Origin of the sequence: Marinobacter litoralis (assembly GCF_003336705.1) — a bacterium.
Taxonomy (GTDB): Bacteria; Pseudomonadota; Gammaproteobacteria; order Pseudomonadales; family Oleiphilaceae; genus Marinobacter; species Marinobacter litoralis.
In genome coordinates, this window is sequence record NZ_QMDL01000003.1 from 373,482 (window position 1) to 385,756 (window position 12,275).

Annotated in this window: 11 protein-coding genes; 4 read left to right on the forward strand and 7 right to left on the reverse strand. The window is 56.5% G+C overall.

Going from position 1 to position 12,275, the window contains the following annotated elements; all coding sequences use genetic code 11:
* Positions 1 to 16: 16 nt before the first annotated feature.
* The 5 genes from DOQ08_RS11440 to DOQ08_RS11460 all read right to left on the reverse strand — a co-directional run bounded on the left by DOQ08_RS11440 (position 17) and on the right by DOQ08_RS11460 (position 5,295).
* Positions 17 to 1,387: a TRAP transporter large permease gene (locus tag DOQ08_RS11440; RefSeq protein WP_114335053.1), complete on the reverse strand. Its 1,371-nt coding sequence runs from the start codon at positions 1,385 to 1,387 to the stop codon at positions 17 to 19.
* Positions 1,388 to 1,403: 16 nt separating this feature from the next.
* The gene (locus DOQ08_RS11445; RefSeq protein WP_114335054.1) at positions 1,404 to 2,021 is read right to left on the reverse strand and encodes a TRAP transporter small permease subunit; all 618 of its coding nucleotides are present in this window, start codon (positions 2,019 to 2,021) and stop codon (positions 1,404 to 1,406) included.
* An 80-nt stretch (positions 2,022 to 2,101) separates the two neighbouring features.
* Positions 2,102 to 3,187 (reverse strand): TRAP transporter substrate-binding protein, encoded by a 1,086-nt coding sequence (locus DOQ08_RS11450; protein WP_114335055.1) that lies wholly within the window; start codon positions 3,185 to 3,187, stop codon positions 2,102 to 2,104.
* Positions 3,188 to 3,500: 313 nt separating this feature from the next.
* Complete coding sequence (locus DOQ08_RS11455) at positions 3,501 to 4,919, reverse strand: sigma-54 interaction domain-containing protein (protein WP_114335056.1); 1,419 nt, start codon at positions 4,917 to 4,919, stop codon at positions 3,501 to 3,503.
* Between the two features lie 19 nt (positions 4,920 to 4,938).
* Positions 4,939 to 5,295, reverse strand: a complete 357-nt coding sequence (locus DOQ08_RS11460) for a DUF6164 family protein (protein WP_114335057.1) — start codon at positions 5,293 to 5,295, stop codon at positions 4,939 to 4,941.
* An 82-nt stretch (positions 5,296 to 5,377) separates the two neighbouring features.
* On the opposite strand from DOQ08_RS11460, the gene DOQ08_RS11465 reads away from it, so the two are divergent.
* The 4 genes from DOQ08_RS11465 to DOQ08_RS11480 are packed head-to-tail and all read left to right on the forward strand — an operon-like array spanning position 5,378 to position 9,858.
* Positions 5,378 to 6,790, forward strand: a complete 1,413-nt coding sequence (locus DOQ08_RS11465) for a DUF2868 domain-containing protein (RefSeq protein ID WP_114335058.1) — start codon at positions 5,378 to 5,380, stop codon at positions 6,788 to 6,790.
* The gene (locus tag DOQ08_RS11470) at positions 6,787 to 8,217 is read left to right on the forward strand and encodes a GTPase/DUF3482 domain-containing protein (protein ID WP_114335059.1); all 1,431 of its coding nucleotides are present in this window, start codon (positions 6,787 to 6,789) and stop codon (positions 8,215 to 8,217) included. The genes DOQ08_RS11465 and DOQ08_RS11470 overlap by 4 nt, the downstream gene beginning before the upstream one ends.
* A 50-nt stretch (positions 8,218 to 8,267) precedes the next feature.
* Positions 8,268 to 8,663 (forward strand): ectoine synthase, encoded by a 396-nt coding sequence (locus DOQ08_RS11475; protein ID WP_114335060.1) that lies wholly within the window; start codon positions 8,268 to 8,270, stop codon positions 8,661 to 8,663.
* A 10-nt stretch (positions 8,664 to 8,673) separates the two neighbouring features.
* Positions 8,674 to 9,858 (forward strand): MFS transporter, encoded by a 1,185-nt coding sequence (locus DOQ08_RS11480; protein ID WP_114335061.1) that lies wholly within the window; start codon positions 8,674 to 8,676, stop codon positions 9,856 to 9,858.
* Positions 9,859 to 9,924: 66 nt separating this feature from the next.
* Here DOQ08_RS11480 and DOQ08_RS11485 read toward each other — a convergent pair whose 3' ends face one another.
* Positions 9,925 to 11,100 carry a type III PLP-dependent enzyme gene (locus DOQ08_RS11485; RefSeq protein ID WP_114335062.1) on the reverse strand — a complete coding sequence of 392 codons (1,176 nt, stop codon included), beginning with the start codon at positions 11,098 to 11,100 and terminating at the stop codon, positions 9,925 to 9,927.
* A 184-nt stretch (positions 11,101 to 11,284) separates the two neighbouring features.
* Entirely contained in the window at positions 11,285 to 12,103 is an 819-nt protein-coding gene (locus DOQ08_RS11490; RefSeq protein ID WP_114335063.1) for an ATP-grasp domain-containing protein, read from the reverse strand.
* Positions 12,104 to 12,275 lie beyond the last annotated feature (172 nt).

The window sequence follows — 12,275 nt, forward strand, 5'->3', positions numbered from 1 at the left end:
AACACTGCAAATGGGTTCAAGAGCCGCCGTAGACTTCGTTAGGCAGCCAGGTCGCCAACGGCTCAAACCAGAACACCAACGCCAACGCCAGTATTTGCAATGCGATGAAGGGCAATACGCCCAGATAAATGTCCCGGGTGGTGATTTCCGGCGGACACACTCCTTTGATGTAAAACAGCGAAAATCCGACCGGCGGGGTCAAGAAGGAGGTTTGCAGGCAAATGGCAAACATGATCGCAAACCACACGGGCTCGACGCCCATCTTGAACAGTACCGGCGCTACCAGCGGCAGGACGATCAAGGTGATCTCGACCCAATCCAGGAAAAAGCCCAGCAGGAAGGTAATGAACAGCACCGTCAGCAACACACCGGTGGTTCCAAAGGGCAAGCCGGTAATGGCCCCCTCAATGACCTCATCACCTCCCAAACCGCGCAGCACCGACGCAAATACCGTGGCACCGATGAAGATGCCAAAGATAAACGCCGAGGTTCGGCTGGTCTGATACAGAGACTCTTTCAGGGTTTCCATGTTCAGGCGCTTGCTGACAAAAGCCATCAACAATGCGCCCCCGGCACCCACAGCTGAAGCTTCGGTGGTGGTGGCGATCCCGAAGAAAATAGACCCCAACACCGCGATGATCAGCACCATCGGCGGCAATACCGCCTGAACCACACCAAGAATGGCCCTGGCATCCAGCGGCTCACGATTCTCTGGCGCGGGGGCCAGATCTTTTTTTATGAAAGAGGCGATCAGGATGTACAAAATGTACATGGCTCCGAGCATCACACCGGGAATCAGAGCGCCCATGAACAACTTACCCACAGAGGCATCCGACGTACCCAGCCGGTCGGCCATCAGTACCAGCATGATGCTGGGCGGCACCAGAATGCCCAAGGTGCCTACCGAACAAGCGGTTCCCACCGCCAGCGACTTGTTGTACTTGGCCTGCATCATGGGTCCCAGAGACAACATACCTAGCAGCACTACCGAGGCACCGACAATGCCGGTAGATGCCGCCAGTAACACGCCAACGATGACCACCGTCACGGCATAGCCGCCACGCAATGGCCCTAACACGCGAACCAGGCTGTGCATCAGTTTCTCGGCTATGCCGGAGCGGTCCAGCATGATGCCCATGAAGATAAACATGGGCAGCGCCACCATCAGTTCATTGGCGACAATGCCGTAGATTCTGGCATCCAGCACGCCAATGGTGCCTTGCCAGGTAAACCAGATCGGGGAGTCGAAATACTCCACCATCACATGTCCGACGATGCCGAACACCAATCCAATACCGGCCAGCGACCAGGCCACCGGGAAGCCCAGCAACAGCAGAAACATGAAGCTGGCAAACATGGCGATTACTAGAATTGCTTCTACACCCATAGCGTCTATCTCATTCTCAAGGATTTGGATGGCCGCTGGAGCGGCGATCATCGTGGGTGGGCGCTATGGCTCTCGGAAAACCAAACAGCAAAGTGGTGCACCGGGTCGCTCGGGAGAATAAAGCCAGCATGACCAGAGCCAGGCCAAGGGGCAGCATGCTCTTGAAAATAAACCGGTACGGCAGGCCACTGGGTGCCTGCGAACGCTCCTGATAGATCCAGGCCTTCCAGGCGTATGGCACCAGCGCATCGATCATCATATAAATGATAGGCAACGCCAGAACGATGATTCCCAGCAGCTCTATCCAGGCTTGGGCCTTGAGCGGAAACTTTTCTTTCAACACGTCTACACGCACATGGTCATCCCGGACCACTGCGTAGCCCAACGTCAGCATGGTAGCGATGCCGAACAGGTGCCAGGACAGCTCTTCCAGAGCGATCGACCCTTGCTCCAGCACATAGCGCGAGAACACATTGGTCAGCACCACCAGCAGCACGCCTATCCACAGCCAGGAGCTGAGCCGGCCGACAGCAACTACGAGGCAATCCAGCCGCGATGAGAGTGCGTTAGAGGGCAAGCCCTCTTTATCGTGGGGCAGGGTTGGATCACCCACCGGTGTATTGGAGTCCGTCACGTTTACCTCGATTCTTTCGGATGCAGGGGAGAGCGACAGGCAGCGCGCATCCGCTGCCTGTCATGATCATCATCCAGTGATCAGTCGTACTGGTAGAAAGTCCGGGGCAAGTAGCCCTTCGAGTGCCAGATGGAGTGGTGTTCCATGAAGTTGCGCTGGCTGGTCAGAACCCGCTTGAACATCGGGTCTTTAGCCGCAATTTCATCCAGCACTTCGGTGGTGACCTTTTGCAGCTCACGCAGCACTGGCTCTGGTAGGGTTTGGGCGGTTACGCCTTCCTTTTCATAATCACGCAAAGCGGTAGGTTGCGCCCATTCACTTTGGGCAAAGCCTTTCAGCGTGGCGGCTTCACAGCCCATTTCAATCAACGCACGCGACTCTGGTTCCAGGTCTTCCCAGGCGTCTTTGTTCACCAATAGGTGCGACGTGGTCAAAGTCTGGTGCCAACCCGGCATGATGTAGTTCTTGATGATCTGATCAAGGCCCAGCATCTTGTCGATTGCAGGCTGCGAGAACTCGGTCGCGTCAATGGTTTTACGCTCCAGCGCCTGATAGATCTCGCCACCCGGCACCATGGTCACTGAGGCACCGAGTTTCTCCAGCACCTTACCGCCGATACCGGCAAAGCGGATCTTCAGGCCGTCGTAGTCTTCCACCCCTTTGATTGGCTTCGCGAACCAGCCGGCACCCTCAGGGCCAATGATGGAACACAGCATCGGGTGAATGTTGCGCTCTGCGTAGATTTCTTCCAGCAGTTCCCGGCCATCACCTTCGTAGTACCACGCCAGATAAGCGGGTGGTTCCATGTTGAACGGGGCTCCGGAATAGAGCGGCAGGGAGGGAATAGTGCCTTGATCGTATCCAACCCAGGTATAACCGGCCGGATATTTGCCACTACCAACGGCATCCATTATTTCAAACGGTGGAACCAGCTCCCCGGGCTCATAGTAACGCAACTGGATATCACCACCAGAGATGGCCTTGAGGTTCTCACTCAAATGCTTCACCGGCGTGGTCAGGCCAATCAGATGCGAGGGGAAGGCCAGGGGTACTTGCCAGCGCACTTTCTCGGCGGCGAGTACATCACTGCTGGCGAGACCGCCACTGATCACTGCCGCGGCAGTGATCCCATACGTAAGACGAGAGAGCTTTTGCTTGATCGACATGTATTGGATCCTTCTTGTTGTTGTCGTCCGCCATCCGGCCATTCCGCCGGTAAGCTTTTTATAGAATCAGACAACGCTAGAAATCCAACTGGCGCGATTATGTGGTCCAACAGTGTTGCGTCAGTTGTTATTCAAGCGTTGTTCTGACGTACTACACTCTGAAATCAGCAACGCTTATGCCAAGCAACCTAACCCACTGATTAATAATATATTTATTCCAAAATAAAGCTGAGCGATCGTGGCAAATGTCCGTAAATCCAGACAAAAATCACTAAAAGTCTTAGCTAACTGTCTGAACTTCCGGACAACCGTCCTAATTTCCGGACAATTTCGCCATTTTTTCATACAAGACCGAACGAGAAATCCCCAGCAGCTTGGCCGCTCGGGTACGATTACCGCGGCAGGCCGCCAACGCCTCTTCAATGGCCTGGGCTTCGGCTAACGCAATAACCCGAGCCAGCGGTCGCACCGGGCGGAACGGCGTTTTCGGGACGGCCTCTGCATCGCCACCGGGCAGTACTTTCAGAATAGCACCTGCATCCAGAAGTTCACCTTCTTCGCTCATGGTCAGAGCCCGCTCCAGTACGTTCCGTAATTCCCGAATATTTCCCGGCCAATGATAGGCACCCAGAGCGGCAATACCGGCATCGGTGATTTCGCCACGCAGGCCTTGGCTTTCACAAATCTCACCCAACAGCACCTCAGACAAGATCCCCAGATCCACCAATCGCTCGCGCAAAGGCGGTATCCAGATTTCCAGCACGTTCAGTCGGTAATACAAATCGGAACGGAAGCTGCCTTCGGCCATCATCTCGTCAAGATTCCGGCTAGTGGCGGCAATCACCCGAACATCCACTGAACTGAGCTTATTCGAACCCAGCGGCTCGATTTCACCCTCCTGCAGCACGCGCAACAGCTTCGCTTGCAGTGGCAGGGGCATGTCACCGACTTCGTCCAAAAACAACGTGCCGCCGTTGGCCAGCTGGAACTTACCGTCTCGTGTGCGTTTGTCTGCGCCGGTATAGGCCCCGGGAGCAACGCCGAAGAATTCGGCCTCCAACAGGTTCTCCGGCACCGCCGCCACATTGACCCCGACAAACGGTTTTTCCGCCCGCTCCGAGGCGGAGTGAATCGCCTGTGCCAACACTTCTTTACCGGTGCCGGTTTCACCCAGCAGCAACACGGGCACGTCTCGCCCGGACGCCAGTCGGGCCCGGCGTTTTACTTCCAGGGCCTGGGGGCTGGCACCGACAAAATCGGTCAGGCTGTAACGCGTGCCTCGGGTCTTTTTCGCCAGCGCTTTTCGGGCAGCGGCCAGATCCTGGTGCAAACGCCGAAACTTGGAAACCAGCGGAGTCAACGGCTGGACATCGTCGTAAAGCACAAATGCCACGGCACCCACGACCGCGCCGTTGTCGTCATAATACGGTAAACGTGAAACCACTAACTGTTGTTCATTGTGCTCCATGATGTCGAGCAGCATGGGCTTTCCGGTCGCGACCACTTCCGGCATTCGGGTATGCGGAATCACCCGCCAAATTTCTTTGCCGATGACCGAAGAGGGAGACGGTAATTGCAGCAAATCGGCATAACACTGGTTGATCCAGGTGATGCGGCTCTGCACATCAATTGCGATGGCACCGGCACTGGCTTGCTCAAACATAGGCGCCATTGCGTCGATCAGCTCACGGGTTAACCCGGTTTTGTTTTTATCGGGGAAAATCTGCTTCATGAAAGGCTCGCCATCGTTGCTACAAACGGATGTAGGGTAGCAACGTCAAACTCAGGATAGCGGCAATCGCAATGATTGCCGCAAGAAAAGTCACCGGCCGGGAACGGAACTGGTGCCAAAGGCCGGTCTCACCACGCTCACAACGGGCATCGTATTCCTGGCGCTGCTGGGCCAGGCGCCGCGCTTGGTAGTCGTCCAACAAAGCTCTTGCCCGGGCCGCTTCGTCATCATCGTGCACCCAAAACCCGCCCATACTGATACCCCACCGGCTCGGAGGTGTTTCGTAGTAACGGACATCGTGCTCTTCAAACAGCGCGCGGATGTCATCAGCCTCATCATCCGGTACGTTGCGAAGATTCATCAAGTGGTGGGGCATAGGGTTTCCGGCTGGCTTCGTTAGCGTCGTTGGCTATATCCTAGCAGGAAAGCAAACCCGATCGAATTTATCAGGACGCTGCATGAGCCAGAACACCCTCCGTCTGTTGCTGGACGTTGATAACCGCTTCCAGCGGGACAGGGATCAAGCCCCGGCGTTTCTGCACCGCCGGGACCGTCGCTTTGCCCTCGATTGTGAGCAGCAGGGAATCAGCCCAACCGCCGAACACTGGCTCGATCACATGCGGCGGCTCAGCGGCCCCGGCAGCGAAGAACAAACCGGGCGTAACGTAGAGAAACAGTGGCGACGCATTAACAGCGGGTTCGCCGCAGCCGGTGCTGTGTTCGGCGTGCTCACGATGGCAGGCCTGCTTTTCTACGACGGCGGCCAACGTATCAACATTACCGTGCTTCTGGCCTTCGTTCTTTTACAACTCCTTCTGGCACTGGCGACCACCGCCCAATCACTGATGGGCTGGCAGCCATGGCGCCGGTTATCCAAACGCCTCATACCCCAATCTCAGGCAAGCGCACTGATGCCTTTGCAACCGATCCTCATGGCTCGTGCCGGGCATACGGGTGGTGTTGCCTTTGCCCTCACCGGTTTGCTCACTTTGTTCATTTTACTGGTCATTCAGGATTTGGCGTTTGGCTGGAGTACCACGCTCGATACCGCCGCCGCCAGCTATCATCGCTTAGTTCAAGCCATCGCCTTACCCTGGTCGTCGTTGTGGCCGGCGGCCGTGCCGTCTCAGGAGCTGATTGAAGCAACCCGATTTTTCCGGGCCGCACCCGCCAGCCAAGGAGCCACCCCGGAGCAATGGGGCAACTGGTGGCCGTTCGTGGTAATGCTCTGGATTACCTGGGTGATGCTTCCCAGAATGCTACTGTTAGGGTTCAGCCACTGGCTGACAGCCCGCAAAGCTCGCCAACTGCTGCACAGCCACCCGGGCATGCAAGCGCTGTTGTACCGAATGGAAACCCCGACACTCGACACCGGCAACCAACATAACGATGCGAGCGATCTGCCGGATGTCCGAACTCAAGCCACCGCCAGCGATCTGTGTAACACCCGTCACCTGATTTGCTGGGCCGGCGCCGGCGAGCCAGAGCTGCCTCAACAGTTAACCATGCACGACAGCCAGATTCTGAAAGCCGGAGGCCGAGCGTCGTTAGCCGAAGACGATCTCGTTTTAGCCACACTGGCCAAAGATCTCGCACAAGAAACCTCACCCGCCGTCATTCTGGTTACCCGCAGCTGGGAGCCACCAACCGGCGAACTGCACGATTTTCTGGAACAAGCCATGGAACAATGGCCTGAAGGATCTCGAGTCATGCTTCTGCCCTTGGCAAACAACGCCAATGAGCGCCCTAAAAACCACCTGATTCAACCTTGGCTGCGCTTTACCGAACGGCTTCCCGAGGGCTTCGCGACCGTCGCTCTGTTACCGTCCGCGCCGGACACTCCTTACCCGACCGGAGGCTTAGCACCATGAAACAACCTCCGGTATTCGCGGTAGTCGGCCATCCGAACAAAGGCAAATCCAGCGTGGTCGCCACCCTGTCCCAGAACGACGCCATTGCGATCGCTCTGGAACCCGGCACCACCCGGGCCAGTCAACGCTACCCATTAACGGTTGATGGCAAACAACTTTATACACTGACGGACACCCCGGGTTTTCAGCGCCCGAGGCGGGTGCTGCAATGGCTGGAGGCGCACAGTTTGTCTGCTTCGGATCATCCCGAAACCGTCCGCGCCTTTGTCGTTCAGCATAAAGGCGACGATCGCTACACCGATGAGTGCGAGTTACTCACCCCCATCATCGAAGGGGCCGGCATCATTTACGTGGTAGACGGCTCGGTTCCATACAGCGCAGAACACGAAGCGGAAATGACGATCCTGCGCTGGACCGGTCGCCCAAGCCTGGCTTTGATCAACAGCATTGGCCCCGACGACTACAGCGATGTGTGGCAGGCTGCGCTTGGACAGTTCTTCCAAGTTGTCCGCAAGTTCGATGCCGTTCGTGCTCCGTTCGAGAAACATCTGAGCCTGTTGCGAACATTCGGCCAACTGGAGCCCGACTGGGAGCAGCCATTGGAGGAAGCCACGCAACGGCTGGCTGAGCAACGGAACCAGCGCCAGCGACTGGCAGCTGGCATGATTGCCCGAGCGCTGGAAGAGTTAATGAGCTATCAGGAGAAACGCACGCTGACGCTGGACCAAGTAGCCAGTACCAGCGAAGCCACGCTCGCCGAAACGCTACGAGACCGCTGGTACAAGCGACAGCGCCGACGCGAGCAATCCCTGCGCATCGACATCGAACACCTGTACCAGCACCAACGCATTACCCGTCAGGAAGCAGAACTGGAATGGGCCAACCAGCACGACCTGTTTTCTGAAGATACCCGCCAACACTGGGCCGTCAGCAAGAAGTATCTGGCAACCGCCGGTTTCGGAGCCGGGGCCATGGGCGGCGCGGGGGTGGATGCGCTGACCTTCGGTTCTTCACTGGGCACCGGAGCTCTGGTCGGTGGGCTGATCGGTGCGGCGGGTAGTTATTTATACGGGGATCGTTTGCTGCTGCCGGCACTCAGCATCGGGCCCCTGCAAAACGGGCTTCAGTCCGCCACCTTCGGCCCGGTTCAGGACAGCCAATTTGGCTATGTCATTCTCGGCCGGGCGGTCGATCACTGGTGGCACATCAGCCACCGAAACCACGCAGGGCGAGACTTGCTGGCGCTTGAGCCGGCCGACCATCATTGGCTGGAACAGCTCGACAAAACCAGCCGACGCGAGATTCAGCGAGCGCTCGATCGGTGCCGAAAACAGCGAACATTAAGCGAGTCGCAGCGGCAAAATCTGACTCGGGCGATTGCTCAGGCCATGGCCGTTTATGACAACTGGCGGTTGAATCGCGGCTGACGGGCATGTTTATACTGTAAGGCTATTCCATCACACAATGAGGAATGTGAATGAAAATCGTACGAGTGCAAGACATTATTGGTACCGAACGCGAAGTCACGGGCCCGGGCTGGACCAGCCGCCGCATGCTTCTGAAAAAAGACGGCATGGGTTTCTCGTTCCACGAAACCATCATTCCGGCCGGTGCTGAACTGAACCTTTGGTACAAGCATCACCTGGAAGCCGTTTACTGCGTAGCCGGCAATGGCACCATTACCGACAAGGCGACGGGTGAAACTCACGAAATTACCGACGGCACCCTGTACGCACTCGACCAACACGACCAACACACCCTGCGCGGTGGTACCGAAGACATGCGTTTGATCTGTGCCTTCAACCCGCCAGTCACCGGTCAGGAAGTACACGACGAAGACGGTGCCTACCTGCCCGACACCAGCGAAGACTGATTCGCACGCCGTGGCAAACGCTATCGCCGCGAACACATCGCCATCGCCAGCCAAGCTGCTGCCGGTGGCGGTGTTGCTTTGGTTAGCCGGTGTTTACCTAAGAATACCGGTGCTGGTGGCACCGCCGCTGGCACCGTTCATCAGTGACGAACTGGGCCTGACGCAAGCGCTCACCGGTGCACTGACGACTTTACCTATTCTGATGCTCGCCATTGGCGCTATGCCCGGGTCGCTTGCCATTTCCCGTATCGGCCCGCGTAACACTCTGGCGTTGGCCATGTTGATCATGGTGATTGGGTCCGCTGGCCGGGGGTTAGTGCCCGACACCCTGACGCTGATGATCGCCAGCGCGATCATGGGGCTGGGTGTCGCCATGATGCAGCCGGCCTTACCCGCGCTACTACCGCGCTGGCTTGAACCACACCACTTGGCCATCGGGTCCGCCATTTATATGAATGGCATGTTGATGGGCGAATTTATAGGGGCGGGAATTACCTTACCGGTTCTTATGCCTTTGCTGGACAACAGTTGGCGCGCCACGCTGCTGGCTTGGTCGCTACCGGCGCTGTTGGTCGCGGCTGCACTGTTTCTTCCTAAGCGGGATTTGGCTCGACCGGTGCGAAGATCGGCTTGGCTACCCGACTGGAAGAACCCGCTTACGCTGCGATTGGGTTTGCTGTTAGGGCTATCCGGCTCATCGTTCTTCGGGCTGAATGCTTATATGGGGAATTTGCTGGAGCAACAAGGCAACTTCGACCTGCTCCCGGACGCGTTGTTCTGGTACAACTTCGCGCAGGTTTTCGCCTCGCTGGTCATGCTGAAAATGGCACGGCGATGGGTAGGGCTGCGCAGTTTGATTGTCGTGATGGCGATTCTGAGTATTAGCGGGACTTTCGGTGCACTATTGCTGACCGGCTGGGCGTCGATCATCAGCGCTACCTTCATGAGCTTTTTCGCGGGTATCTTGCTGATTCTTCTGGTGGCTTTGCCACCCTTGCTGGTGTCTTCCGAGGAAACCGGCCGGCTCTCTGCGGGAACCTTTCTGGTCGGCTACACACTGGCGTTTTCAGTGCCAATGCTGGGCGGGGTTCTGGCGGACTGGACCGGCGATATCCGTCACGCAGTGTGGGTGATCCTAGCCTACAGTGTGCTGGTGCTGCCCATTGCCTTCCGGTTAAAGCTAAACCGTAGCTGATTCAAAAATAAGCCGCTTGGGCCGAGGTCGCCCTGACGACTGACCTCGGCCAAACATCGATACTTTTTAGATGTAGTAATCCTTCAACGGAGGGAATCCGTTGAACTCTACTGCACTGTAGGTGGTGGTATAGGCGCCTGTAGACAACCAATACATCCGGTCCCCAATGGCCAGATTTAACGGCAACGGGTACTTGTGGTGCTCGTACATGATGTCGGCACTGTCACAGGTTGGACCGGCAATTACGCAGTCTTCACCAACGCCTTCCTTTTCCGTCCAGATCGGAAACTTGATCGCTTCATCCAATGTTTCGATCAAACCCGAAAACTTACCCACATCGGTAAACACCCATCGGTGCAACGCTGTGCGTGATTTGCGGGAAATCAGCACCACTTCGCTGACCAGCACACCGGCATTGGAAATCAGTGAACGGCCCGGCTCAATGATGATTTCCGGTAGATCGACACCGAAGTCTTCCTCTAGGAAACGGGCAATTTCCTGAGCATAAACACTCAGCTCGTTGGTACGGCTGATGTAATTGGCCGGAAAACCACCGCCCATATTGATCATTTTCAGCTCAATGCCGTCTTCTTCTTTCAGACGCTCAAAGATGACCTTCACCTTGTTCAGCGCCGCGTCCCAGGCACCAATTTCGCGCTGCTGGGAACCCACGTGGAACGACACACCGTAGGGCACCAAGCCCAGTTCCCGAGCCAGAATCAACAGGTCCATGGCCATGTCGGTCTGGCAACCGAACTTGCGGGACAAAGGCCAGTCTGCGGTGAGCGTACCTTCCGTCAGAATGCGCACGTACACCTTCGAGCCGGGCGCGGCTTTGGCAATGTTGCGCAGGTCCGCCTCGGAATCCGTGGCAAACAAGCGCACACCTTTTTCGTAAAAGGCCCGCACGTCTTTGGCCTTTTTGATGGTGTTGCCGTAACTGATGCGATCGCCGGTAACCCCCAACGCCATCACTTTTTCCAGCTCATACACCGATGCGATATCAAAGTTGGCGCCTTTGTCCCTCAGCATGGTCAAAATCTGGGGGGCCGGGTTAGCCTTTACCGCGTAATAAACCTTCGCATAAGGGAATCCTTCCACCAACTCATCGTATTGACGATTAATGGTAGCGGTATCAATCACTACAAACGGCGTTTCCTTCGTTTCGGAGAATTCCTTGATACGCTTGAAGGTTTCGGCGTCGTAGTAATCAGCAATATGTGCGTTGGCTGCGTCGATCATCAGTGGTGCATCCCTCCATAGGGAAAGCAGACATAGAAAAAGGCCCCACAGCACGGCTGCAGCACCCATAGGATTTCGCGATCATCAGGCTTTTCTTTGATCACCGCAAATGCGCATATATACCCATAAACCAGGTGCGAAAATCCCCATGCGCAACACGGATTTCTAGTCTATCGATTCAAGCCTACACAGCCACCGGCCACAATGGCGGCGGCTCTGTCGGTCCTTCCGGATTTTCAGCACTGTGCCGGGCCTTTAGATAGTCCAAAATGGCCTCGTTGAGATCGCTGCCTTTCGCCAAGCCCGCGTTACCGAACAGGCGATTGAACTCAAGTACATAGGGGTAGCCCTCCACGACCGCAATATCAAAGCCTGCGTGGTTAACGTCCAGCATTCGCGCCAGACGCAGCGCGAGGTCGGTGACCACCGCAGGGACTTCGCGGGTATCGACCTGCCCACCCTTCGCTACGTTGTTATAAAAGCCCTGCTCTGCCTGCGTTCGCCAATAGGCGGCCACAACCCGGTCACCCACAACCACCACTCGCGCATCCCGGTCAATCGGCAGGTACTCCTGCACGTACAACACGTCGGTACAATCACAATAACGCTGCCAGTCCTCCCGGGACTCAATCAGCCATACACCGTCACCCATGCTGGACTTCGGCAGCTTGGCAACAAAGGGTAGAGGCATGGCGTTCCAAAGTGCCTCCCGCTCCTGCGGGCCATTGGCCTCGATGCGTGTCCAAGGCGTGTGCTCGGGGGCGACGGTTTGAAAGGCCCGGGTCATTTCGATCTTGTCGTGGCCAATTCGGTAACTGGCGACACTGGGAAATACTCGGCATTTCAATCCGTGTACCAGTGCGTTCAGTTGCCAGTATTCAGGGAAGAGCACCCAATCCGCTTCCTTCAACAAATCCTTGTGACGCTGGAAATGCTCAGGCTTGAGGACCGTGGTATCGGGGAACCCGAGGGTACGAAAGACATTAAAAGACACGAGTTGCATGTGTGGCCGCCGAACGGATGAAATTGCCGGCATTTTAATCAGCTTTGAGCAACTGACAAGCGTTTTTTTCATGCGAAATTCGGGCTTTTTTCACGCCCGCACGTTGGGCCTAAGCAGCGCACTCCGTTAGTGCGCATCGTCGCATTACGGGCCAGTGATCAAAGGCACAAAG

What these genes read in the sequence shown, in the direction of transcription:
- DOQ08_RS11440 (WP_114335053.1), bottom strand. Translation starts at nt 1,387, where the DNA reads ATGGGTGTAGAAGCAATTCTAGTAATCGCCATGTTTGCCAGCTTCATG.
- DOQ08_RS11450 (WP_114335055.1), bottom strand. Translation starts at nt 3,187, where the DNA reads ATGTCGATCAAGCAAAAGCTCTCTCGTCTTACGTATGGGATCACTGCC.
- DOQ08_RS11455 (WP_114335056.1), bottom strand. Translation starts at nt 4,919, where the DNA reads ATGAAGCAGATTTTCCCCGATAAAAACAAAACCGGGTTAACCCGTGAG.
- DOQ08_RS11460 (WP_114335057.1), bottom strand. Translation starts at nt 5,295, where the DNA reads ATGCCCCACCACTTGATGAATCTTCGCAACGTACCGGATGATGAGGCT.
- DOQ08_RS11465 (WP_114335058.1), top strand. Translation starts at nt 5,378, where the DNA reads ATGAGCCAGAACACCCTCCGTCTGTTGCTGGACGTTGATAACCGCTTC.
- DOQ08_RS11470 (WP_114335059.1), top strand. Translation starts at nt 6,787, where the DNA reads ATGAAACAACCTCCGGTATTCGCGGTAGTCGGCCATCCGAACAAAGGC.
- DOQ08_RS11475 (WP_114335060.1), top strand. Translation starts at nt 8,268, where the DNA reads ATGAAAATCGTACGAGTGCAAGACATTATTGGTACCGAACGCGAAGTC.
- DOQ08_RS11485 (WP_114335062.1), bottom strand. Translation starts at nt 11,100, where the DNA reads ATGATCGACGCAGCCAACGCACATATTGCTGATTACTACGACGCCGAA.
- DOQ08_RS11490 (WP_114335063.1), bottom strand. Translation starts at nt 12,103, where the DNA reads ATGCAACTCGTGTCTTTTAATGTCTTTCGTACCCTCGGGTTCCCCGAT.